This window comes from Dyadobacter sp. BE31, from assembly GCF_031457695.1.
Classification (GTDB): domain Bacteria; phylum Bacteroidota; class Bacteroidia; order Cytophagales; family Spirosomataceae; genus Dyadobacter.
On sequence record NZ_JAVDXA010000005.1, the window covers coordinates 61901 to 85526 of the forward strand.

The following is a 23626-nucleotide window of genomic DNA, read 5'->3' on the forward strand; positions in this document are numbered from 1 at the left end:
TCTTACGGTGCTCTGCACCTCTACGTTAAGGCGCAGAGCGCCGCGAGATTTGTAGGTGCAGCGCACCGTAAGAAATCTATATCGGTTTTTTCAATTCCGCATAATGTTTGAAAAACAGGGGAATCGTTTCGATACCTTTATAATAATTAAACAGCCCATAGCTCTCGTTCGGCGAATGCAGCGCGTCGATATCCAGCCCGAAGCCCATCAGAATGCTCTTGCAGCCCAATTCCTGCTCGAAAAGCGCGACAATAGGAATACTGCCGCCGCCGCGGGTAGGGATTGGTTTCTTGCCAAATGATTCCTCCATGGCCAGTTCAGCCGCGCGGTACTCTACCGAGTCGGTTGGTGTTACGTAGGGCAAACCGCCGTGGTGCGGCACTACTTTTACTTTCACAGATGCCGGCGCGATCGACTCGAAATGTTTCGTGAAAATTTCACAAATCTCGTCGTCGTTCTGGTGAGGCACGAGGCGCATGGAGATCTTAGCGTGCGCTTTCGATGGCAGCACAGTTTTGGCGCCTTCGCCGATATAGCCGCCCCAGATGCCGTTTACATCCAAAGTAGGGCGTACGGAGGTTCTTTCGATGGTCGTGTAACCTCTTTCGCCAGCGACATCGTCGATAGCGAGGTCTTTTTTATATTCTTCCAGATCAAATGGTGCCGCGTTCAGTGCCGCGCGCTCAGAGGCGCTCAATTCCTGCACTTTATCGTAGAAGCCCGGAATGGTAATGTGGCCGTGCTCGTCTTTTAGCGATGCGATCATTTCGCAAAGGACATTGATCGGATTCGCTACGCCACCCCCATACACACCCGAATGCAGGTCACGATTGGCACCTACCACTTCTACTTCGACATATGTCAGCCCACGCAGACCGGTTTCAATGGATGGAACGTCGTTGGCGATGATACTTGTGTCGGAAATAAGGATCGTATCGCATTGCAGCATTTCCTTGTATTTTCGGACAAATGTCCCAAGATTCGAAGACCCAATTTCTTCTTCTCCTTCAATCATCACCTTCACATTACACGCGAGCGTGCCCGTGGCAAGCATAATTTCCAGCGCTTTAATATGCATATAAAACTGCCCCTTGTCGTCGCAAGCCCCGCGCGCGTAAATGCGGTCGTTCTTGATCACCGGCTCGAATGGGGGCGAGTTCCAGAGTTCGTAGGGATCTGCCGGCTGCACATCGTAATGCCCGTAAACGAGCACCGTCGGTAATGCAGGATCGACTATTTTTTCACCGTAAACGACCGGATGGCCCTCGGTTTCGTAAATTTCAGCACGGTCGGCACCGGCTTCGGCAATGCGGTCGCGTACATATTCCGCGGCTTTGAGCATGTCGGGTTTAAACTTCGAATCGGCGCTTACCGATGGAATACGAAGCAAATCGAGCAATTCGTTCAAAAAACGGTCGCGGTTCTTTTCAATATATTCTTGCATTGAATGGTTGTTTTTAGTCTTTACTGAATCGGCGGTCAAGTTAAAAAAATAACCCCTAAGGTTATGCCTCAGGGGTTAGGATTAACAAGGGTTAGATTACGAATATCAGCTGCGCGCTTTCGATCTCGCGAAAATGTTGACGCGGTTCTCATTGCCGTTGAGCAGGCGGACAATGTTTTTCTGGTGTGTAAAAACAACCAGGATAAACATCGTAAATCCGAAAACAACCAGCAATGGCTCAGGGTGCCCGAAGGCGCCTGTCCAGGAAAGTACCGGGAACGCCAGCGTCGCGAGGATCGAGCTCAGCGATACGTACTGAGATGCTATTAGTGTCAGAATAAATATGGTAATACAAACGGAAGCCAGCTCGGGGTGAATGGCGAGTACCATTCCGAGCAGCGTGGCAATGCCTTTACCGCCTTTGAAATTCACGAAAATAGGGAAGATATGGCCGATAATAGCGATGATTCCGAAGATGATCTTGTACATCAGGAGCTCGGTTTCGCCGATTTCGTTCATATAAAAAAGCATGGAAGCGAGGCAAGTGGCCGTCCAGCCTTTCAGTACGTCAATGAGCATTACAACAGTCCCAGCGCGTTTGCCTAATACCCGGAACGTGTTGGTGGCACCCGCGTTACCGCTGCCGTGTTTCCTGACATCTATTCCAAAATACCCAATGCCGTACCAGACTGAACTTGGGATGGAACCCAGCAAATAAGCAGCAACAATCGCAACTATTAATAAGGCAACACTCATTTTGTACTATTCAAAGATAAATTTAAATTACAAAAAGTTTTTCTCAAAAATACGATAGTTGGAGGATTTTACAAGCGAATGTGGTGTAAAACTACATTTCAGTATACTATTTTTCAAAAATTAGCAGAAACTATTGTGAATGCTGCCAATCACATCAGAATCCTTCTGTCGGTTCTGCTTTTTTCTTCTTTTCTTCGGCTTGGGATGGTGCTGCCTTCTTCTTCGCAGTTTTCACGAGCTTCGCTTTCTTAAGGGCAGGCTGATAGAAATCGTCGAAGCGGTTAACAAACATTTCCTTCTCTTCAGTTCCAATGCTCACGAGCGTCATGTCCTTGGATTTCACATTCTTAGACTTCGCGACGATCTCGTCATTGAAATCCAGCATCGAAGAAACGACTCCCAGCTCACCTGCTTTTAGGTCAAAATAATACCATACGTCCGGGGACGCTTCCAAATAAAGACTAAACTCGTCGCCTTCCACGCCACGGCGAAGTTCCAGCACGCCGGTCATTTGCGCATTAATATTGTTGCGCCCGAAATGCGACACGCCGATAGGCCCCTGCGAGTAGTACGCGTTATGTACAGGCGACCAATGCAGGTTCACATTTGAAAGCACCATTGGCATATCCAGCAACGGCGAGGCTTCGAAAATCGGCTTATAGCCGCCGGCTGTCAGCTTCATATAAGCATCGACACCCTTTGGGCCGATCAATGCGGACAGTTTACGGTTCAGCTGATCAGGGTCGTCATCAGCCGCTGTGCTGTTGGATTCTGCGAGATTCGTTTCCACAATTTTAGCGGCAAGCGTTGGTGCGATCGGCGTCAATGCAGGCGCGTTAAAAAGCAACATCGTGTTGAAACGGAATTTTGAGCTATCCACCTGCACTTCGGCACTGCCGACGGTTTGCAGCCAGTTGGCCTGCATCAATTTAAAAGGCCCTGCGAAAGTAGCGAGGCCGGTTTTGTCATCGAAAGTCAGTGCATTGCCCTCGTCGATGAGGCCGTCGGCACCCGGCGGCGGGTTCACGCGGAAAGCTTTTTTGTCCTCGTCGTAGCTCAGGTTACCCTGTGCCTGGTAAATGTCCTCGTCCCCGTCCGAATCCTTCGGAGACAGAAAGCTCATGTACATACCCTTCGCTTCATTATAATGCAACCCGACCGAAAGCGGGATCTCGTGCTCGTTCTTAAGGTCTTTATTGATTTTAATGGAGACCGATTCGCCCGGAGAATCCTGGTACACGATCCACGAGCTCTGGAAGTCCTTCCGGAACTTGATCACCGGTTTTACAAAACCATCCAGTTTCAGCGAAGGCTCATAAGCGACGAGATTAATCGCTCCTTTGTATTGAATGCGAGGCGAAAGGAAGAGATTTTCGGCCTCCTTAATGTCTGCGCGGGCGGTGGTGTAGTACTTAATGCCGGGCGTGGTTGCCTTATCCTTCGGTTTGCGCTTGCCTTCCTCGCCCGCCCCCACTTCCACGAGCTCGAAATTCTGCATTTTGATATTGAATGTATCCTTTCGGGCGGTAATGTACTGGTAAGTGGCCGAGCCTTCAAAGTGGTTGCGGGAGTCGATACGGATGTCGGCGTCGCGCAGGTGGTGCGAGACATTCAGCGTATCGATCTCAATGCGGGCCTTTTTGAGCGGAACGATTTTACCTTTGCTATCCACGGCCACCATGCCGCGGTCCGGGATAATTTTCACGTCGGCAGTTTGAATGAAAGGGACGCCCCGGATATTCAAAGTCACTTTTTCAATGTCGTAGATGGCCTCGGAGCCGTTAAAAGTCAGGCCCTCCTGATCGGGATCGGTGGAGGTGTAAGAGGAGGTTTCACCCAAACCTTTCATCAGGATCGTCTTTTTGGTCATATCCCATTTCGCGCTTCCGATGAGGGTCTGGTAGGAAGCGGTTGGGATTTGCATACCCGAAGAGTCATTTCCAAAGCCCGATTCATCGGTCACGAAGTTGGCAATGCCGGTTTTGAAGTTGAAATCGACGTTGACATTGTTGCCGGTGAGCAGCTTTTTAGTCGACTTCACATCCGCGCTATTGATTGCAAATGCGGATTTGTTAGCCAGAAACCCGTCCTTATTAAACTTGATATCAGGAGAAGTAAGCTCTGAATCAGCGCGTTTCAATTTTCCATTACCGTACAAACCCGTCGAGCGAAGGAGTAAACTTCCTTCGAGGTTGGTAGTACCCTGGTGGAATGCAAAAGACTTGCCGGTGGTGCTGATAAACATGCTATCTGCATTTGGGTACCATTTCAGCGCATAATCTTTCAGCGCAACGGCAGGGAAATAACCCTTGCCGATGGTGGCTTCCTTAATGCTCGCTGTTTCTCCGGTAGCCATCAATGAATCAGCGGTTAGTAGTACATTTTTAGCGGGCATTGTGGCCGAGAGGTATTTCAAAATAGCCTTCGAATGCAAGCCGGAGTTATCCATTGTGAGCGTATCCGTAAACTTGGCCAATGCTTTGCCTTCGTACAGTTTCATGTCGGTAACCGGCGGTTTGTAGTCGAAACCGAGCGAGTTATCCGGCATGCTTTTCAGGATGGTCTGGATAGGCGGAATAATGCCGTTGGAATTAAATGTCCCCTCGAAAATCACGTCGCGCTGGTCGAGGCCATCCATGTCGATCTTGGGAATCTTGAAAAAAACTTCCCGTGGGTAGAGTACCGTCCCTCGTTCGGGCTGGTCGAAGTACACGATCATACCGTCGGGCACGACGAGTCTCGGTGATTTTTTAATGCCTTTCTGGATCCCCGATTTGTTTTTCGGGTCGCTGAGGTAGAATGTACCGCCTTTTTCGTACTTCACATGCCCGCCGACTTCGCCTTTCTGGCCTTTCGCAAACTTATCGCGCGGCGTAAACGTGATTGAATCGGATGGTGCTACATTCACGAAAAACTGGTTATAGTCGAATTTGATATTCTGGCCGCGGAACTGGTAGTTGGATGCCACCATTTGCCCGTTGAGCGTAAAATTGCGGTTCTTACCGATGACCACCTTCTTGTCGGAAGGAACAGCATATATTTTCAACGAATCGCTGACGATGAATCTCGAAACGCCCAGCACTGTGAGCATGGTATCGGGCAGGTAAATCGTCGCGTTGGCAACTTCGTCGTTGGCTGCAAATTGGCCGCTTACCTGAAAATTGTCATAATCGGCTTTGTCCAAGTTTGCCAGGACGTACATCACGCCCTTTTTACTCAATGCGTATTCGTCTGTTTCCTTATTGTAAATGAAATAGTCGTCGAGCGTGAGCCTCTGCAATGCATTGCGGATGATCGTCGGGTTCTGCTTGAATTTTGTTGCCAGTTCTTCCGGAAGGAATGACGTTTTTTTGGTTGTTTGGGCATAATTCGCGGCCATAATCAGCGGCTGAAAGCCAAACTCCTTATTGATTTCCCTGAAACGTTCTTTTTTGAAATAATCGAAAGATTCGAGTCGGACCGGCACCTCTGTTTTACCATTAATCCGCAAAAATTCTACCTTATCGGTCGGGAAACGCCAGCGCATGGCCTGCGACCAGATGTTCATTTTGTGGTACGAATCGCGGTAGGGAAGCGGACCGTAGTCGGTTTTGTCCATGCGGCCGAGCCTTACCAGCCCTTCGTCATCATTATATTTGAATGTAACGCCCGGGTGGATTAGTGAATCACCACCCAGCGGCATGGAATACAACGCAAAATTGGCCGTAAAAACGGAGTCTTTGAGCGCAAAACGCTTGCTGCGCGCTGTGAATGCAGGTTTCTCCTGGTATTTGACTTTAATGGTAGAGTATTTGTCGTTCAGAGCGGAGCTATACCGGTCCAAACCAATGAGGGAATAACCGCCTTTATATTCGATATTCTTGCGGACTTCTTTCAGCTTGGCATCGATATCATTCGAAACGAAGCGCGGATATTGTGCCGGTTGCCCTTTGATGCGTTTCACTCCCCGGTACTCCACCGTTCCTTTCACCGGTGCCGCCAGGTAATTGTCCGAATGCAGGGTACTGTTTTCGGCAACCAGTTTAGGATGGTTTATATTGAAAGAAAAGGCGTCGAGGTCTGCATAAATAGTCGAATCACCTGCGGTTTGCCAGGTAAATTTGCCGCTTTTACCCACAAACACGCCATCGCGGAGCGAGACGCTACCATTTGCCGGTCCGAAAACGACCGAATCACCGCCGGCAACCATCGCAAAAGTGGCATTTTCAAGATCCATCAGCGGTCCTGCGATCACCGGCAGCGGGGCAGGTTTCGTAGGTGCGATCACGAAGTTGGAATCCACGGGCGTATCCCAGCCGTCGTTGGCGGCCTGTGTTTCCTTGGCTACGGTCGTGTCGGCTTTCGTATCGAACCTGTATTTGAAATTCCCGCCCAGTAAATAGAGCGTATTATAATTGCTGGCGTACAATTTGTTGCTTTCGGTAATCGGAAGGCTGGTTTGAAGTACCTTTTGGAAGGTTTTCGCGTCGTATTGCTCCCCGGCATTGGTTGCTACATCCAGGAAACCATCCAGCTTATCCGGCGATTTTTTGGCCAGCGCATGTGTATTTCGGATAAGCAATGCCAACAGCGGCCCTCCTTTTTGTCCTTTTGCCACCTGCGTCTTGACAATCCCGATGAATTTCGCCTGCTGTTGTGCATTAATCCCCGACATCCAGACGCTATCCAGCTGGGCCGCCGACCGAATGAATTGCGGGTTCCGGCTGCCATCCATGATTTTCCGGAGCTGCGGCATAAACTGTGCGGGGTCGTCCGACAGTTTGACACCTTGTGCAGTTGCGTTTTTTCCGATAAAAGTCAGCAGGTAAAGCAGTATAGCAAAGCGAAATATCTTCATGGTTTGTAGCTGTTAGCTTTCAGCAATTAGCTAGTGGACTATTTAATTTTTTCAAAAACAACGGTTGCCCATTGGTTGCGCGTATTGGAGCGGAGCTTTTTCAAGCCGTTTTCCGCGGCACATTTTTCAATATCAGCCTGATCTGTTTCATAAAATCCGCTGGTGACAAGCCAGCCGCCTGGTTCCAGATGCTTTACATAGGTTGGAATTTCCGCCAGCAGGATATTCCGGTTGATATTGGCCAGGACACCTCCGAAAATTTTCTCATCCGGTACATCCTGGATTGTCCCCTGAAATACCTCCGACTCGGCGGGAAGCCCATTCATTGCGAAATTCTCGCGGGTGTTCTCCACGGCCCATTCGTCGATATCGAAGCCCAGCAGGTGCGAAGCGCCCAGCTTGTGCGCCAGAATTGCCAGGATTCCCGTCCCGCAACCCACATCCATGATCGAAAGACGCTCATGCGGCAGGCGAAGTTGCTCATTCATGACCAGCCACGTCGTTTCGTGATGCCCTGTGCCGAACGACATTTTGGGTTGGATCAGCAAATCGTATGTAAAAGAGGGATCGGGCTCGTGAAATGTCGCCCGCACGCGTACCTGGTCACCTACCTCGATCGGCTCGTAGCTTTTCTCCCATTCCTCGTTCCAGTTTCTCCTTTCTAACGATTTCCAGGTTGCGGCTATTGTCGTTAAATCCAGGTATTTGGCTGTTAAATCGTGGATTGCCTGCTCGTCAAAATCCGCCTCCTGAATATAGGCGAGTAATCCTTCGTCGGTTTCGACAAACGATTCAAACCCCGCCTCGCCCAGCTCTGCCATTAATATCTCCGAAAACTCGGGATCCACTTTCAAATCCAGTTCGATGTAATTCATTGTAATTGGTTATTGGTAAAAATTGCGAGGTGAAGGTGTTGAAAAATTTCAGGAATGCAAGGAGGTGGTGGTTAAGGATTGTTTTATCAGGTAAATCAACACTAGGATTTTCCAATTAATACCGGTATTTTTAAATCGAGCTTTAAAATAACGGGATTAATTTTGAATTATGTTCCCCAGGACCATCGAAAAGGAAGTAGTAGAGTTAGTGTCGGATACGCCGGCGATAGCCTTGCTCGGCCCCAGGCAGGTTGGCAAAACAACGCTTGTCAGACAGCTAGCTACTCACTTTCCCCATCCCAGCATTTACCTTGACTTGGAATCGGACACCGACCTCAACAGATTACGGGATGCCGAACTATATCTTGGAGAAAGGGAGGAATCTACCATCATTATCGATGAAATTCAGCGCATGCCTTCCCTTTTTCCCTTGCTAAGATCATTGATCGATAAAAAGCGCGTTCCGGGGAGATTCGTTTTACTTGGCTCTGCCTCGCCCGACTTACTTAAAAACAGCTCGGAAACATTGGCCGGGCGCATATCTTACCTGGAATTACACCCGTTGATGTTCGAGGAAGTGAAAGAACAGGTTTCTTATCGTGAACATTGGCTGCGTGGCGGCTTTCCCGATGTGTTGCAAGCAGTGTCTGACAATTCCGCTTTTCGAAAAATGGGGGACTTCATTAGTACTTATCTCGAAAGAGACCTACCGCTATTGGGCATTCCGGCAAACCCTCGTGGTATGCGCCTGCTCATGAACATGCTCGTAAGCGTGCATGGGAGTCTACTGAATGTGTCGCAGCTGGGCAATTCGCTCAAATTAAGTGTTCCAACGGTTCAAAACTACCTGGGTTACCTTGAAAATGCTTTTTTAATCCGAAGGCTGCAACCATGGTTTGTGAATATCAGTAAAAGACTGGTCAAAACACCAAAGCTGTACATTCGCGACAGCGGAATGCTTCATTCTCTGGCCGGAATTACGGACCCGGAAGAATTGGCAGGGAATATACTGTTGGGCAACTCGTGGGAAGGTTATGTCATACAACAAGTGATTGCCGGCCTGCCGTACAATATTCAGCCCTATTTCTACCGCACGCAAGATGGCGCCGAACTGGATTTGGTATTGGTAAAAGGTAATAATGTCAAAGTCGCGGTCGAGATCAAATACACCAACAGCCCGGTATTGAGCAGAGGCAATACGTTGGCTCAGGACGACCTCGGTAGCCCGCCATTGCTGGTAGTAACACCATCCGCGGAGGATTATAACATGCGGGAGAATGTAATGGTTTGTAGCATTGGTACGTTGACGGAACACTTGAAAAGGCTGTTAAAGTAAAAAGCCCACCGATTTTTTCGATGGGCTATATTGTTAAATGTCTCCAACTTAAGGCTTCCGCCGCTTCGCGGCCAGATCATGCGCCGTGTCATAATACGATCGCAGATTCATCCAGTCAAACACATCTGAGATGTTCTCGACGCGGTTGCGCTGCATAATGCGGTCGCGGCGCTGCATTCTCACGAATTTGAAAAGAATATCGGCGAGCTGATCGGCGGCTTGCGAGAAGGTCTGGGATTTGCGGTTGATGACGTAAATGCCCCGGTTTTCGTAGTCACGCATGATTTGCATGATGTAGTCGCCGAAGCCTGACAGGTCGCTGGTGACTGTCGGAACGCCACGGACAACGCATTCGAGCGGAGTGTAGCCCCATGGCTCGTAGTAGCTCGGGAAGACACCCAAATGGCAACCACGAACAAATTGCCCGTAATCGAGACCAAATAGTGGGTTGGTCGAAGCGATGAAATCCGGGTGGTAGACGATTTTGACGCGGTCGCGCTCGTTGTTGACCAGGTTCGCACGCTTGCAGAAATCGGTAATACCGTCTTCCTGTTTGAGGTCGTGCGTGACAAATGCCGGGAGTTTGTCGGTTTTCCAGCTTTGGATAGTCCTTCTCAAACGCAAGCGCCAGTACTCATCCACAAACTCGTTCAAATCGGGCATTTTGTGATCGGCCCCGGATGCGGTGGCGAGGAAAAGCTTTTCCCCGACTTCTTTCTCAATGGCCGTACAAGTTTCCTGTAACTCATTCAGCACCGCGCGCGATTGCAAAACATCCGGATTGACCGACGTATAGGGTTGTTTGGTTACAATGAACATCACCACCGTCATGTCCATATTGGCCTGCACCATTTTCCAGTTTAGGCGAGCGAGGGCTTCCAGCGTGAGGTCGTAACCTTTGTTGGAATACTCATAACGGCCCGACGTGAAGAAATACAGCGTCTTGTCGAGATCGAAAGAGTAGCTGGGAAAGAAATGCCCCATTACAAACTCGTGAATGCGCTCCTTATGCTTCAAGTGCAGGTTTTGGAACTCGTGCACGGCCTGGAAACGCACTACGTTGAGGCCGTTCGGGGTAACGAGGTCGGGCATGCGGCCGAGGAACACCTCGCATTCGCGGGCGGTGACGTCGCTTACGGTCGTGAGCACATGCGCATTCAACGCGGCCTGGCGCTCGATCGAGCATTGCGCGAGGATACCGTAGTTTTTAGCTTCCTGCTCCCAGTCGAAGAAAGGTAGCTTGTTATAAAAACCAGATACATTCTGCGCCAGGTAACGGCCCAGCATGGTCGCGTGCGTCGTGAACGTCATGGCGATTTTGACATTCTCCCGTTTCAGTTCCGGGAGCCCGGTACTTGCCATCCACTCGTGGAATTGCGCCGAGATCTCTTCCCGTTTGGCATTCTCTTCCGCGTATTCTTTCAGGAATATACGTACCAGCTCGCCGAAGCAAAGCGTCTGGTTGACAAGGTGTTCGACATTGATCGTCGGGATCCGGTTTTTTTCCCAAAGGTTAAATTTGATCGCATCGAGCTGGTTCATAATGCTGTCGACATCGAACAGCACCACCCGGGGCTTCCCGGTTACGAGCCAGTAGCCATAATACACCGCGAAACCCATATCACGCATTCTCTTGACGACGCGCCCGGCCGGCGAATCTTCGAGATCGTGAATCATTTCAAATTCGGAAGACGCTTTCTTTTCGAAATAAGGCCCAAGGAGAAAATAGTTCTCTTCCCATTTCTCAACCATGGCGGGCACCTTGGTCCTTATTACGGTATATATCCCTCCAACTTGATTACAAACCTCCCATGCAACTTCGAACAGGACGTTTTTCTTAGTGGTTTTGACAAATGGTTCCAATTAGGGTACAGTTTAAGCGTTACTAGGGTATTTTAAAGAGATTCTGCTTCCGGTTATGTCACAAAAATCCTTGTTATTACACAATAAATATGCAGAAAAATAATTCAGAATTACAACACTTGAATGTTTGCGCACACAACCGAAAAGCCGGTTTAAAACATCATTCCAGCGTCAAAATATAACTAAGTCAAGAAAAGGGCGTTGGCCCCTATTTTCATATACCGATCCAAATCAAAGCGTTATTGCTCGAAATTAAGACGGTTGTCGGCTAACTTTGTTCCAAAATACGTTACTTTGGTTGGATTAACATTTTGCATTGGTCAGATAGTGAAAAAAATTAAAATTGTTGCGCTTTCCTTCGTTATTATCACGTTTTTGCTGGAAAGTTGCATGGCTCAGAGCGCGGAAACAGAGAGTAATCTGCCCCCGAAGAGAGAATTTAGAGCGGTCTGGATTGCCACTGTCGACAATATTGATTGGCCAAGCAGTAAGACCCTTCTCCCCGAGGAGCAGCAGGAGGAATTCTCCGAGCTGCTTGATTTTCACAAGCGGGTAGGAATGAATGCGGTGTTCGTGCAGGTACGCGCAGCAGGGGATGCATTCTATGCCAAAAGCCCCGAACCGTGGTCGGAGTGGCTCACGGGCGTGCAGGGGCGCAAACCCGAGCCTATGTGGGACCCGCTCGACTTCATGATCACCGAGGCGCACAAGCGAGGCCTCGAATTTCATGCCTGGCTGAACCTCAACCGCCTGGTACATAAATCTTCGAAAAGTGTTTCGGCCGAGAATATCAGCCGGCTGCATCCTGAGTGGATTCTGACATACGACGGCTATAAGCTCTTCGATTTCGGCATTCCCGAAGTCCGGAAGTTCATTACCGACATGACCGTCAACGTCGCAAAGAACTATGATGTCGACGGCATTCATTTCGACGACTATTTTTATCCATACGCCGCGCCCGGCCAGGTGATCCAGGACGACGCTACGTTCCGGAAATACTCCGACGGCTACACCAACAAGGCCGACTGGCGCCGCCATAATGTGGATTTGTTGGTAAAACAGATTCATGAAGCACTGGAAGCATTGAATCCACGGCTTAAATTCGGGATCAGCCCGTTTGGCGTGTGGCGTAATAAGGACCGCGATGCGGAGGGCTCGAAAACTTTCGGGGCGCTGGCATCCTATGATGACCTTTTTGCCGACAGCCGCCGCTGGGTGAAGGAAGGCTGGATCGATTACATTGCGCCCCAGGTATACTTCTCATCGGGCTTCAACAGGGTACCTTATAAAAACCTCGTAGACTGGTGGACCGAAAACCGATTCGACAGACATTTATATATAGGCATGGGCGCCTACCGCGTCGGGTATAAGGATAGGGACTCGCATTGGTCGAATCCTGCCGAAATACCTAACCAGGTCCGCTACTTCCGCGATAGCGAGGCCGATGGGTCGATTTTTTTCAGTTCTAGATCGTTACGGGCCAACAGCCTCGGTTTTGTGGATTCGTTGAGAAGGGACCTTTTCAAATATCCTGCATTGATCCCGACGATGCCATGGAAGGATAAAGTTCCTCCATTGTCTCCGAAAAGCCTGAAAGCCACGTTGCTTTCGCGGGGTATCGAACTCACCTGGGAGCAGCCTGATGAAGCTGCCGATGGCGACAAGGCTTGGTACTACGTCATTTACCGCTTCCCGCCCGACGAAAAAGCGACTGCCCATGACCCGCGCCGCATTCTCGGCATGTGCTACGAAGGAGAGAAATTCGTGGATATGACGGCCGAATCGGGCAAAAGATATGTTTATTATGTTACGGCGGTGGATCGGCTGCACAACGAAGGCCGGCCGATCGGTCCGTTGCGTGTGGAAGTACACGATCAGAAGCTAGTCAGGTTTTAGGTATGAGCAATTCTATCCAATACGAATATAAACCCGAGCATTTTATTGCTTCGGCGCCTACGAAATACAACTCCGAAAATCTTCGTACGGAGGAGATGGTGCTCAATATGGGACCGCAGCACCCGTCGACGCACGGTGTATTGCGACTCGAAGTGGTGACCGATGGCGAGGTGGTGATCGATGTAGTGCCGCATTTGGGCTATTTGCACCGGTGCTTTGAGAAGCACGCCGAGTCATTGCCATTCAATCAGATCATTCCATATGTAGACCGCATGGATTACGTGGCTGCGATGAACTCGGAGCATGCCTACGTAATGGGAGTGGAGCGAATGCTGGGCATTGAAAACGATATTCCCAAACGTATCGAATACATCCGCGTCGTGGTGGCTGAGCTGAACCGCCTGGCCTCGCACTTCGTCGCGCTGGGCACGTATGCGATGGACATAGGCGCATATACACCCTTCCTGTGGATGATGCGTGACCGCGAACAAATTCTGCGCTTGCTCGAATGGACGTGCGGAGCGCGGATGTTGTACAATTATATATGGATAGGGGGATTGTTTTACGATTTACCGGTCGGTTTCGAAGAGCGTTGCGGGGAGTTTGTTAAATATTTGAAACCTAAGTTGACGGAATTGCAGCAGCTCGTGGTGGACAACAAAATATTTATTCAAAGAACTGCCAATGTAGGCGTGCTGCCGCTGGACGTGGCCATTAATTATGGTTGCACCGGCCCAATGCTCCGCGGTTCGGGTTTGAGATATGATTTGAGAAAAGTAGATGGCTACTCCGTTTATCCGGAGCTGGACTTTGAAATACCTATCGGCGAAGGAAAACTGGGTAAAACAGGCGATTGCTGGGATCGTACCTGGGTGCGAGTTGTGGAATGCTGGGAGTCGGTGAAAATCATTGAGCAGAGCCTCGTACAATTGCAGGGGGATCATAAAAGAACCCGCGATTTCGACCCGCAAGCCATTGTTCCCAAGAAAATACGGCCCAAAGCGATGGACTTCTACGTTCGCGCGGAGAATCCGAAGGGTGAGCTAGGCTTCTATTTCCGTACCGACGGCCGCTCCGATATCCCCGTTCGCTGCAAGGCACGGGCTTGCTCATTCAATAACCTTTCGGTAATTGGTGAAATATCAAAAGGCGCGTTGCTCGCGGACCTTGTCGCTGTGATTGGTTCTATTGATGTCGTAATGGGAGAGGTTGACAGGTAGGGACTTTTGGATTAGTATAAAAATGAAAAGAGCCGCGTCGCGGCTCTTTTCATTTTTATTACTAGGCTTCCGCAGCTACACCTACGAGGTCGTGTTTCGCCAGGAACTCCGCGATTTGAACTGCATTGGTAGCAGCTCCTTTACGCAAGTTATCCGCTACGATCCACAGATTCAGTGTTTTAGGCTGAGATTCGTCGCGACGGATACGGCCTACGAAAGTCTCGTCTTTGCCGTGAGCCGTCAACGGCATTGGGTACAATGCATTTTTTGGATCGTCCTGTACGATTACGCCTTCGGTTTCGCTCAGGATCTGGCGTACTTCGTCGAGGTCGTATTCGTTTTCGAACTCGATGTTAACAGCCTCAGAGTGACCGCCGATCGTTGGGATACGAACGGTGGTTGCGGTTACCGCAATGCTGTCGTCGCTCATGATCTTCTTCGTTTCGTTGGTCATCTTCATCTCCTCTTTGGTATAACCGTTATCGAGGAACACGTCGATGTGCGGAAGCACGTTCAGGTCGATCTGGTGCGGGTACACTTTGCCTTTGCTGTGATCGCCGGCGCGCTCCGAGAACAATTGGTCTACGGCTGCTTTACCAGTTCCTGTTACCGATTGGTAAGTGGAAACAACCACACGCTTAATTTTATATTTTTTGTGCAACGGGTTCAGAACCACTACCATTTGGATAGTCGAGCAGTTCGGGTTGGCGATGATTTTGTCTTCTTTCGTCAATTCACCTGCATTGATTTCCGGAACAACCAGTTTTTTGGTTGGGTCCATACGCCAGGCCGAAGAGTTATCCACAACTGTGATACCTGCTTCCGCGAATCTTGGTGCGAGTTCCAATGAAGTGCTACCGCCGGCCGAGAAGATCGCGATCTCCGGTTTGGCAGCAATCGCATCCTCGAAGCCGATCACCTTTATCTGTTTACCCTTGAATGTAACTTCCTTACCAACAGACCTTTCAGATGCGACGGCCAAAAGCTCCGTCACCGGGAAATTACGCTCTTCGAGCACTTTGAGGATTTCGCCGCCCACCAGACCGGTAGCGCCTACTACTGCGATTTTCATTCTTGCATTAAGATTAAAAATGGATAGAATATGATTTACTCCTTGCGAACGACTCACGCCGCTTCGCGAAAAGTGCCGCAAATTTACGCAGTTTTTTAGAATGATACCGGAAAATCAAGCATTAATGCATTAAAATTCAGGAAGGAACGATCAAAGCCCACATTTCAGAGTTGCTTACTAGGCTTTTCAGGCTCTAATACTTTTGCCTATTGATCACGGAAATTGTACACTCGCCCAGGCGTAATGCATGCATCAAGGGGGATGTCGTATTCATCAGTATCCTCTATTTCATCCACCTCCTCGAATAGCGAAAGACCCATCTTGATGCAATCAGGGCGCGTTTGAGGTAAGAAACGGTCATAATAGCCGCCGCCATAACCCACGCGGTAACCTCGACGATCAAACGCAAGGAGCGGGACCAGCACAATGTCGATTGAGTCCGGGAGAATTTTTTCGGAGGTCAAAGGATCAGGCTCTGGGATCCGCCATTGATTAATCACTAAATGTGTGTGTGGTGTCAGCAGATAATGCTCCATTTCACGCGTGCCGGGGATAATGTATGGCGCGGCGATGCACATTGCGGGAAACGATTTTCTTAACATATCGATAATCCCGAACGTATCGGTCTCGCGTGCATTGAGCTGCGGTAGGAAGGTATGCAGAGTTCCGAAAGCCTTGCTGTGGAGATATTTTTCAAGATTCAGCACGATCAGGGCGTTTTTTTCGATCAGCCGGCGCTCGTCGGCATCCTTTCTTCTTTGTAAAAATTCCTTGCGCAATGCGGCCTTTTTCATCGGGTACTGTCTTCTTTTTGGGGATGTAATCGGAGGAAATTTCGCCTTTTTATTCTATTGTTCGTACTTTCACGGTCTGATTTCAAAATCTTTAACTATTGTATAGAATTTAAGACATGAGCAAAATTAAAGTTGACAATCCCGTCGTAGAACTGGATGGCGATGAAATGACCCGCATCATCTGGAAATTTATCAAGGAAAAACTGATCCTCCCTTACATTGACGTAGATATCAAATACTACGACTTGGGTATCGAGTACCGCGACGAGACCAATGACCAGGTGACTATCGATGCTGCCAACGCTATCAAAGAGTACGGCGTGGGTATCAAATGTGCGACTATCACACCTGACGAAGCACGTGTTGAAGAATTCGGTCTGAAACAAATGTGGAAATCGCCAAACGGAACGATCCGTAACATCCTTGATGGTACCGTGTTCCGTGAGCCGATCGTAATGAGCAATGTGCCTCGCCTGGTTACTAACTGGACGGCGCCAATTATCGTAGGTCGTCACGCATTTGGTGACCAATACCGCGCTACCGACTTTGTAGTACCTGGAAAAGGTAAACTGACCATCAAATTCGAAGGTGAAGACGGACAGGTAATCGAGCACGAAGTGTACCAATTCAAAGGTGCCGGTGTAGCGATGGGTATGTACAACATCGACGAGTCGATCCGCGGCTTTGCACGTTCATGCTTCAACGTGGCTTTGGACAAAGGATGGCCTCTGTACCTTTCTACCAAAAATACAATCCTTAAAAAATACGACGGCCGCTTCAAGGACATCTTCCAGGAAGTGTACGAAAACGAATACAAAGGAAAAGTACATTACGAGCACCGTCTGATCGACGACATGGTAGCTTCTGCATTGAAATGGGAAGGTAACTTCGTGTGGGCTTGTAAAAACTACGACGGTGACGTTCAGTCGGATACCGTTGCGCAAGGTTTCGGTTCATTGGGTCTGATGACCTCTACATTGGTTACACCGGATGGCAAAACCATGGAGGCCGAGGCTGCACACGGAACAGTAACCCGTCACTACCGCGAGCACCAGAAAGGGAAGCCAACTTCGACGAACCCAATCGCTTCCATCTTCGCATGGACCCGTGGTTTGGCGTTCCGTGGTAAACTGGATAACAACCAGCCGTTGATCGACTTCTCGGAAGCGCTTGAAAAAGTGTGTATTGAGACTGTGGAAAGCGGAAAAATGACCAAGGATTTGGCTGTGGGTATCTACGGAAACGATGTGAAACACGGTGAGCACTACCTGTACACAGAAGAGTTCCTGGAAGCTATCGACGAAAATTTGAAAGCTGCTTTGGCATAATAACCACATTTAGTGGTACAAAGCCACCGGTTTCGCGAGAAGCCGGTGGCTTTTTTTGTGGCGGGTACTATTTTAATATATATTACTAGGAATGTACTTAACAAACCCGACCCAGTGATTAAGGCTTTTTACATAATAACTGCGCTCATTATGCTGACCGTGAATGGTTTGCAAGCCGGAAATTATGTAATTGCAACCCAGGCCGCTGGCCTGGATACCGTGGCCACTGCCGATTCAGCCCAAAAGGTGGTGCAAAAGGACCTGATCGACGTGCTCAGAAAGTGGAAATCGAAGGACAAGTCGGATTCGGTACGCGTTCCGAAGATCCGCTCCGGCAAGCCGATTTTCTCGCTCGTGCCTGCGGGTGGGTACACGCTCTCGTCCGGGCTCACAGGCTCGCTCAATGCGAACATCGCATTCTACACCAGCAACCCCAAAACGACCAACATTTCAAGCATTACCACCAATTTCATTTACACCGAATACAAACAAATGACGATCCCTGTCCAGGCCAACATCTGGACACGGCATAACAACTACAACTTTGTGGTCGACTGGCGTTTTTTCAAATATCCGCAAGACACCTATGGATTGGGTATGGATTCCAAAATAAGCGATGCTACGGGCCTGAAATACAAACATTTGCGATTGCATCAGACAGTTTTGAAGAAAATAGGCAAGTCGTTTTTCGTCGGGCTGGGTTTTGCCTACGATAAAAGGTGGCAAATCATGCAGACAAACAAGGAGGAGAAGCTGAACCAGGATATTAAGGATTATGGATTGGGCCACAAATCGTCGTCGGTGGGACCGCTGGTGACGGTTGCCTACGACAGCCGGACGAACTCCATTAACCCACTGAAAGGCTTTTACAGCAATGTACAGTTCCGCCCGAATATGACTGCGCTGGGCAGCACCAACAACTGGCAAGCCGTAGTGATCGACGTCCGTCGCTATTTCAACTTTCCGCAAGGCAGCCAGAACACGCTCGCATTCTGGAATTACAACTGGCTCACTATCGGTAAGCCTCCCTACCTCGACCTCCCTGCCACCGGTTGGGACCCTACCACCAATATTGGCCGGGGCTACATCCAGGGCCGCTTCCGTAGTACCAACTTGCTCTATTTTGAATCCGAATACCGTTTTGCATTAACCAAAAACGGGCTTTTCGGAGGGGTGCTATTCGCCAATGCCCAGAGTGTTTCCGACTGGCCTTCGAAAAGCTTCCGGCGCATTGCACCTGCCGGAGGATTAGGCATTCGCATTAAGGTGAATAAGACCTCGGGGGCTAATATTGCGATTGATTATGGGTTCGGAATGGATGGGTCCAGGGGGTTGTTTGTGAATTTGGGGGAGGTGTTTTAACTAAGAGATAAATCTGATATCGAGCTGACAAGCTGAATACCCTCTTGATCGCAAGCCAGTGAAAAATCCTCTATGTCGTAGGTGGCAAGTGTATCGATGGAATTCAATTTACAGTCAGCGAGAATCAATGCGTCGTTTGGCAGCAGGTTATATTTCGACATCATCTCCAAGAAAGTTGTCGTTACTTCGGGCCTCAAAGCGACCATTTGAAAAGTTGAAAGAAACGGTTCCGGATTGTTCCTTATTAATATGGCTCCAATATTTTCATCCTCTTTTATCGCTCTGGGCGATTTTCCTCCTTCGATTGCGAGTAGGTAGTAAGTGTACTCGCTAAGAACTGTACAATTCACGAATAGATTTAAAGCCTTATCGCTCATAAGTTGGAGGAGCAAATCGGTTTTGGTTTGCTTTTCAAATTCTACCAGAATGGAACTGTCGATGAAAATTTTTCGATGGTTATTGCTCATGTGGGTCCAAATCTCCTAAGTCAAAATTGGTTGGTTTTGATCTTTTGAGGTATTGTTGAGCAATTTTGAGTCTTGATTCCGCGTCAATTTCAGGCTGCACCAATGGGCGTATAATTACCTCTACCGGATCATCTGAAAATGTTTCCGGTAAAGATATTTTTAATTGTCCATTTTGAGGTTTTTCAATCAATCTCAGCACATTCATACTGATCTTCTTTTACGAAAGATAACAAATTATTCTCTCAATCCTCCCGCCCTTCCTTCCGATTCGCATCCGCCATCCGCACAATCTTAGGCGAAAACTTAGCCAGTACCGTTACGAGCTCCGATTGCGCCGCAATCACATCATCAATATTCTTGTAAACCATTGGCGATTCGTCCAGGTCTCCACCAATGAGCTGAATACCATTGTCTTGGAGGATTTTGTTCATCTGGCTCCGCGTGGTGGTGGAGAATGCCTTCGTGCGCGACATCACACGCCCGGCACCGTGTGAGGCGGAGTTGAGGGACTCAGCATTGGCTTTACCGCGGATTACGTAGCCCGGCTGACTCATCGAGCCGGGGATAATACCGAGTTCGTCGGTGCCGGCGGGCGTGGCGCCTTTGCGGTGGACGATTACTTCACGGCCGTCTGCCAATTGCTCTTTCCAGGCGAAATTGTGGTGGTTTTCGATGATTTTCAGCGGCTTTTCACCCAGCGATTTGGCCATTTTGTTGTGGATTTCGTGGTGGTTGGCTGAGGCGTAATCGCCTGCGAGGTTCATCGCGATCCAGTACTCCTGGCCTTCTTCGGTGTTGAGGTCCAGCCAGGCGAGGTGTGCGGCTTGCTTGGGAAGCACCGTCTTTTGCATGGCCAGTTTGGAGTAGTAATTGGCGACGGTCCCGCCGAAGCCGCGGGAGCCGGAATGCGAGAGTAGCGAAAGGTATTCGCCTTTGGGTAAATTCAAAAGCGGGTCGTTTTCAAATACTTCTACAATGCCCCATTCCACAAAGTGGTTACCGGTGCCGGAAGTGCCCAGCTGCCGGTAGGCCTTGTCTTTCAAAGACCGGATCGTTTTGGTGGCTTCCCATTCGGGCTGGTCCATAATGCTTTCGTCGTATTTCCGCACGGTTTCACCACCCATGCCGAATTTGGTGTTTTCAGTCAGGATCTTTTTCAGGAAATGCGGCTCGCGTTTCAGGTAATCGGTGGGAATGTCGAAAACGGACATGCACATGCGGCACGCAATGTCGACCCCTACGGCGTAAGGGATCACTTTGTCGGCTTCCGTGGCGAGCACGCCGCCGATGGGTAATCCGTAGCCCTGGTGCGCGTCGGGCATTAATGCGCCAGCGACCGATATGGGTAAGCTAACGGCTGTTTCCATTTGCAGTAATGCGGCTTCTTCAATGTGCTCTTTCCCGAAAACGGCGTAATGCAGCTTATCCTCCCGCAGGTTGAAGGTGTTCTTTTGCTGCGGTTCTTTTTCATCCAAAGTCAGTAGAGCTTCTTCATTTACAAGCAATTCCTTGCCGTCTTCTGTCAGGGAAATTTCAGTACCGGCTTTTCTGAGGTCAAAAACGGTCTTGGCCAGATTAGTGACTTTATTTTTAGAATAGGCATATTTCTTAGGGTCATTCAGCATTTTGACGAGCATCAGCAATACCTTCTCTTTCGGGTATTTGGCGCGCTCGTGCAGGCCGTTTGCTATACGCAGGAATGCGGCATGCAGATTTTCCGGCACATTGGCCAGGAAAATGATTTCTTCAATGGTAATTGGTGTGTCCATAAACAAATATCGTTGTTGATGAGGTGATTTCAAGTAAATATGGCGCGCCGACTGCTAAGTAATGCATTGCCGATAAATCTTTCTCAACATAATACAATGCAACTGTTAAAAAAGCCGTACCTTTGCGGGCAATTTGTTGATACAGTTCGCAGTACCTTCTTTAACTTAATTAAAACGTTGCAATGTCCGCAGTAGCAGAGCAAACCCGGTTGGCCGACCGGATCAACGCCCTCGAAGAATCTTCGACGCTGGCGATGACCAAAATGGCCCGTGAACTGGCCGCACAAGGCCATAAAGTGATCAGTCTGAGCGTTGGCGAGCCAGATTTTAAGACGCCCGCACACATTTGCGAGGCCGCTAAAAAAGCCATCGACGATGGTTTTCATGGTTACTCACCCGTAGCAGGTTACCCTGATCTGCGAAAGGCCATTGCTGATAAGTTAAAGCGCGACAATAATATAGATTGGAAACCCGAAAATATCGTGGTTTCGACCGGTGCCAAGCATTCACTCGCGAACGTGATCCAGGTTCTGGTTAATCCGGGCGACGAGGTGGTGATTTTCGCGCCTTACTGGGTGAGCTATTCCGAAATGGTGAAGCTCGCGGAAGGTAAGTCGGTGATCGTTGACGGTGCTTTCGAAAACGATTTCAAAGTAACTGCCGCACAATTGGAGGCTGCTATCACACCACGCACGAAAGTGGTCATGTACGCTTCGCCGAACAACCCGACCGGCGCTGTTTATTCAGAAAAAGAATTGAGAGAAATCGCGGCGGTGCTCGAAAAACACGAAGGTGTTTACGTGCTGGCTGACGAAATCTACGAATACATCAACTTTACCGAGGAAGGCCATTTCAGCATCGGTTCTATTCCTGCATTGAAAGACCGCGTGATCACTGTGAACGGTGTTGCGAAAGGTTATGCCATGACAGGCTGGCGGATCGGTTTCATCGCGGCGGCTAAATGGATCGCTGACGGCGTTGAAAAACTGCAAGGCCAGGTTACTTCGGGAACCAACTCTATCGCGCAGAAGGCGGCAACGGCTGCATTCAACGGCCCGAAAGAGCCTTCTATCGAAATGGCGAAAGCATACCACCGTCGTCGTGACCTCGTGGTAGGTTTGCTGAAAGACATTCCGGGTTTCAAAGTGAATGTACCACAAGGCGCATTCTACGCATTCCCGGATGTGAGCTATTACTTCGGAAAATCGGATGGCGAGACGCTAATCAAGGATTCCGATGATTTCGCTAACTGGATTTTGAACAAATCTTATGTTTCAACCGTAGCAGGTTCAGGTTTCGGTGCTCCAAACTGTATCCGTATCTCGACCGCCGCAGCTGACGAAGCACTGGAAGAAGCCGTAAAACGTATCAAAGACGCGGTTGCGACTTTGAAATAATATCAAAATGAAATCATAAAAGCCTCATGGGTGTTACCTGTGAGGCTTTTGTGTTGCAGATAATCGACAACGCACACCATTAAAATTTAAGTAAACGGGCCGAAAGCTGACCGCTGACGGCCGACCGCCGACAATGAGCAAATATTATTTTTTAAAAGTAAAGGAAATAGAAAAAGAGACGGAGGAAGCTGCGACCATCCATTTCTGGCACCCGATCAATGAAGTCGTTCAGTACCGGCCGGGGCAGTTCCTGACTTTGTTGCTGCCTTTTGAGGATAAAAAAGTCAGAAGGTCGTATTCGATGTCGAGTTCGCCTTACACCGATGTATCGCTGGCGATTACGATTAAGCGGGTACCGGGCGGCTATGCCTCGAATTTGCTGCTCGACACATTGAAAGAGGGCGATGTTGTGGAGGCCTTGGAGCCCATGGGCCATTTCTTTCCGAAACAAGCCGATGATCAGACGCGCCAGGTTGTATTTATCGGTGCCGGCAGTGGCATTACGCCGCTGTTTTCAATTCTGAAATCCGTGTTGATGGTGGAACCGGAAAGCGAGGTTTTCCTGATTTACGGAAGCCGGAAAGAGGACAGCATAATTTTCAAAGACAAAATCGCGGCTTTGGAGGCTAAATACGGCAAGCGCTTCACGGTTGTACATACATTAAGCCAGCCAAATGAAGGTTGGGAAGGTGAAACGGGCCGGTTGAACAAAAGCCATGTCCTCAAAATCATTGAAAAGCTTCCTACACTTGATAAAAAGGAAGCGGAGTATTTCCTGTGCGGGCCTGAGGATATGATGGAAGAAGCGCATCGTGCACTATCGATTCTGGCGGTGCCGGAAAGCAAGATCCGGAAGGAGAGTTTTGCGACGGCCACTACCGCGAAACCCGGCGAGGTGACTGTGGAGCCGGAAGCGGAAGACGACGATTCACCCAAAACGCGAGAAATCACGCTCTTTTATGAAGGAACAGAATATAAGCTACCCGTAAAACCGCATGAAACCGTGCTCGAAGCCGCATTAAATATGGATATCGACTTACCCTATTCGTGCCAGGCGGGCATGTGTACCGCGTGTATGGGCCGGTGCACGTCCGGGAAAGTACAAATGGATGAGGAGGATGCGCTGTCGGAAGCGGAGATTAAGGAAGGGTTTATCCTCACCTGCGTGACGCATCCGATGAGCGACGATGTCGTGATTGAAGTGGAGTAA

Annotated in this window: 17 protein-coding genes; 7 read left to right on the top strand and 10 right to left on the bottom strand. The window is 49.2% G+C overall.

Annotated elements, in window-relative coordinates:
• Positions 1–76: 76 nt before the first annotated feature.
• The 4 genes from J2Y43_RS23525 to prmA all read right to left on the bottom strand — a co-directional run bounded on the left by J2Y43_RS23525 (position 77) and on the right by prmA (position 7912).
• Entirely contained in the window at positions 77–1483 is a 1407-nt protein-coding gene (locus tag J2Y43_RS23525; RefSeq protein ID WP_309988792.1) for a dipeptidase, read from the bottom strand.
• A gap of 66 nt (positions 1484–1549) precedes the next feature.
• Entirely contained in the window at positions 1550–2200 is a 651-nt protein-coding gene (gene plsY, locus J2Y43_RS23530) for a glycerol-3-phosphate 1-O-acyltransferase PlsY (RefSeq protein WP_309988791.1), read from the bottom strand.
• A gap of 154 nt (positions 2201–2354) precedes the next feature.
• Positions 2355–7037, bottom strand: coding sequence for a hypothetical protein (locus tag J2Y43_RS23535; protein WP_309988789.1), 4683 nt, complete (start codon positions 7035–7037; stop codon positions 2355–2357).
• 38 nt (positions 7038–7075) lie between these two features.
• Entirely contained in the window at positions 7076–7912 is an 837-nt protein-coding gene (prmA, locus tag J2Y43_RS23540) for a 50S ribosomal protein L11 methyltransferase (RefSeq protein WP_309988787.1), read from the bottom strand.
• Between the two features lie 169 nt (positions 7913–8081).
• Here prmA and J2Y43_RS23545 point away from each other — a divergent pair, with 169 nt between their 5' ends.
• The gene (locus tag J2Y43_RS23545; protein ID WP_309988785.1) at positions 8082–9248 is read left to right on the top strand and encodes an ATP-binding protein; all 1167 of its coding nucleotides are present in this window, start codon (positions 8082–8084) and stop codon (positions 9246–9248) included.
• Positions 9249–9296: 48 nt separating this feature from the next.
• On the opposite strand, the gene J2Y43_RS23550 is transcribed toward J2Y43_RS23545, so the two are convergent.
• Positions 9297–11111: a glycosyltransferase gene (locus J2Y43_RS23550; protein WP_309988783.1), complete on the bottom strand. Its 1815-nt coding sequence runs from the start codon at positions 11109–11111 to the stop codon at positions 9297–9299.
• Positions 11112–11438: 327 nt separating this feature from the next.
• On the opposite strand from J2Y43_RS23550, the gene J2Y43_RS23555 reads away from it, so the two are divergent.
• Together J2Y43_RS23555 and J2Y43_RS23560 are read left to right on the top strand one after the other, a co-directional pair.
• Positions 11439–13007, top strand: a complete 1569-nt coding sequence (locus tag J2Y43_RS23555; protein ID WP_309988779.1) for a family 10 glycosylhydrolase — start codon at positions 11439–11441, stop codon at positions 13005–13007.
• Positions 13008–13009: 2 nt separating this feature from the next.
• Positions 13010–14227: an NADH-quinone oxidoreductase subunit D gene (locus J2Y43_RS23560; protein ID WP_309988774.1), complete on the top strand. Its 1218-nt coding sequence runs from the start codon at positions 13010–13012 to the stop codon at positions 14225–14227.
• A 61-nt stretch (positions 14228–14288) separates the two neighbouring features.
• Here the strand turns inward: J2Y43_RS23560 and J2Y43_RS23565 are convergent, their stop codons facing one another.
• Positions 14289–15299 (bottom strand): aspartate-semialdehyde dehydrogenase, encoded by a 1011-nt coding sequence (locus J2Y43_RS23565; protein WP_309988770.1) that lies wholly within the window; start codon positions 15297–15299, stop codon positions 14289–14291.
• Between the two features lie 206 nt (positions 15300–15505).
• Positions 15506–16093 (bottom strand): 5-formyltetrahydrofolate cyclo-ligase, encoded by a 588-nt coding sequence (locus J2Y43_RS23570; protein ID WP_309988767.1) that lies wholly within the window; start codon positions 16091–16093, stop codon positions 15506–15508.
• Between the two features lie 116 nt (positions 16094–16209).
• Here J2Y43_RS23570 and J2Y43_RS23575 point away from each other — a divergent pair, with 116 nt between their 5' ends.
• Together J2Y43_RS23575 and J2Y43_RS23580 are read left to right on the top strand one after the other, a co-directional pair.
• Positions 16210–17421 (top strand): NADP-dependent isocitrate dehydrogenase, encoded by a 1212-nt coding sequence (locus tag J2Y43_RS23575; protein WP_309988764.1) that lies wholly within the window; start codon positions 16210–16212, stop codon positions 17419–17421.
• A 150-nt stretch (positions 17422–17571) separates the two neighbouring features.
• On the top strand, positions 17572–18783 hold the full coding sequence (locus J2Y43_RS23580) for a hypothetical protein (protein ID WP_310226658.1): 1212 nt from the start codon (positions 17572–17574) through the stop codon (positions 18781–18783).
• On the opposite strand, the gene J2Y43_RS23585 is transcribed toward J2Y43_RS23580, so the two are convergent.
• Genes J2Y43_RS23585 through J2Y43_RS23595 form a run of 3 tightly spaced genes read right to left on the bottom strand, consistent with a single transcriptional unit; the run spans position 18780 to position 21019 of the window.
• Entirely contained in the window at positions 18780–19250 is a 471-nt protein-coding gene (locus J2Y43_RS23585) for a PIN domain-containing protein (RefSeq protein ID WP_309988758.1), read from the bottom strand. The genes J2Y43_RS23580 and J2Y43_RS23585 overlap by 4 nt on opposite strands.
• A complete protein-coding gene (locus J2Y43_RS23590) occupies positions 19240–19455 on the bottom strand; it encodes a hypothetical protein (protein WP_309988757.1) in 216 nt (71 codons plus the stop codon). Before J2Y43_RS23590 ends, J2Y43_RS23585 begins: the two co-directional genes overlap by 11 nt.
• A gap of 37 nt (positions 19456–19492) precedes the next feature.
• Entirely contained in the window at positions 19493–21019 is a 1527-nt protein-coding gene (locus J2Y43_RS23595; protein WP_309988754.1) for an RtcB family protein, read from the bottom strand.
• A gap of 182 nt (positions 21020–21201) precedes the next feature.
• Between J2Y43_RS23595 and J2Y43_RS23600 the strand changes: the two genes are divergently transcribed.
• Complete coding sequence (locus J2Y43_RS23600; protein ID WP_309988751.1) at positions 21202–22416, top strand: pyridoxal phosphate-dependent aminotransferase; 1215 nt, start codon at positions 21202–21204, stop codon at positions 22414–22416.
• Positions 22417–22549: 133 nt separating this feature from the next.
• Entirely contained in the window at positions 22550–23626 is a 1077-nt protein-coding gene (locus tag J2Y43_RS23605) for a ferredoxin--NADP reductase (RefSeq protein ID WP_309988748.1), read from the top strand.

What these genes read in the sequence shown, in the direction of transcription:
- plsY (WP_309988791.1), bottom strand. Translation starts at nt 2,200, where the DNA reads ATGAGTGTTGCCTTATTAATAGTTGCGATTGTTGCTGCTTATTTGCTG.
- J2Y43_RS23535 (WP_309988789.1), bottom strand. Translation starts at nt 7,037, where the DNA reads ATGAAGATATTTCGCTTTGCTATACTGCTTTACCTGCTGACTTTTATC.
- prmA (WP_309988787.1), bottom strand. Translation starts at nt 7,912, where the DNA reads ATGAATTACATCGAACTGGATTTGAAAGTGGATCCCGAGTTTTCGGAG.
- J2Y43_RS23545 (WP_309988785.1), top strand. Translation starts at nt 8,082, where the DNA reads ATGTTCCCCAGGACCATCGAAAAGGAAGTAGTAGAGTTAGTGTCGGAT.
- J2Y43_RS23560 (WP_309988774.1), top strand. Translation starts at nt 13,010, where the DNA reads ATGAGCAATTCTATCCAATACGAATATAAACCCGAGCATTTTATTGCT.
- J2Y43_RS23565 (WP_309988770.1), bottom strand. Translation starts at nt 15,299, where the DNA reads ATGAAAATCGCAGTAGTAGGCGCTACCGGTCTGGTGGGCGGCGAAATC.
- J2Y43_RS23570 (WP_309988767.1), bottom strand. Translation starts at nt 16,093, where the DNA reads ATGAAAAAGGCCGCATTGCGCAAGGAATTTTTACAAAGAAGAAAGGAT.
- J2Y43_RS23575 (WP_309988764.1), top strand. Translation starts at nt 16,210, where the DNA reads ATGAGCAAAATTAAAGTTGACAATCCCGTCGTAGAACTGGATGGCGAT.
- J2Y43_RS23580 (WP_310226658.1), top strand. Translation starts at nt 17,572, where the DNA reads ATGCTGACCGTGAATGGTTTGCAAGCCGGAAATTATGTAATTGCAACC.
- J2Y43_RS23585 (WP_309988758.1), bottom strand. Translation starts at nt 19,250, where the DNA reads ATGAGCAATAACCATCGAAAAATTTTCATCGACAGTTCCATTCTGGTA.
- J2Y43_RS23590 (WP_309988757.1), bottom strand. Translation starts at nt 19,455, where the DNA reads ATGAATGTGCTGAGATTGATTGAAAAACCTCAAAATGGACAATTAAAA.
- J2Y43_RS23595 (WP_309988754.1), bottom strand. Translation starts at nt 21,019, where the DNA reads ATGGACACACCAATTACCATTGAAGAAATCATTTTCCTGGCCAATGTG.
- J2Y43_RS23600 (WP_309988751.1), top strand. Translation starts at nt 21,202, where the DNA reads ATGTCCGCAGTAGCAGAGCAAACCCGGTTGGCCGACCGGATCAACGCC.
- J2Y43_RS23605 (WP_309988748.1), top strand. Translation starts at nt 22,550, where the DNA reads ATGAGCAAATATTATTTTTTAAAAGTAAAGGAAATAGAAAAAGAGACG.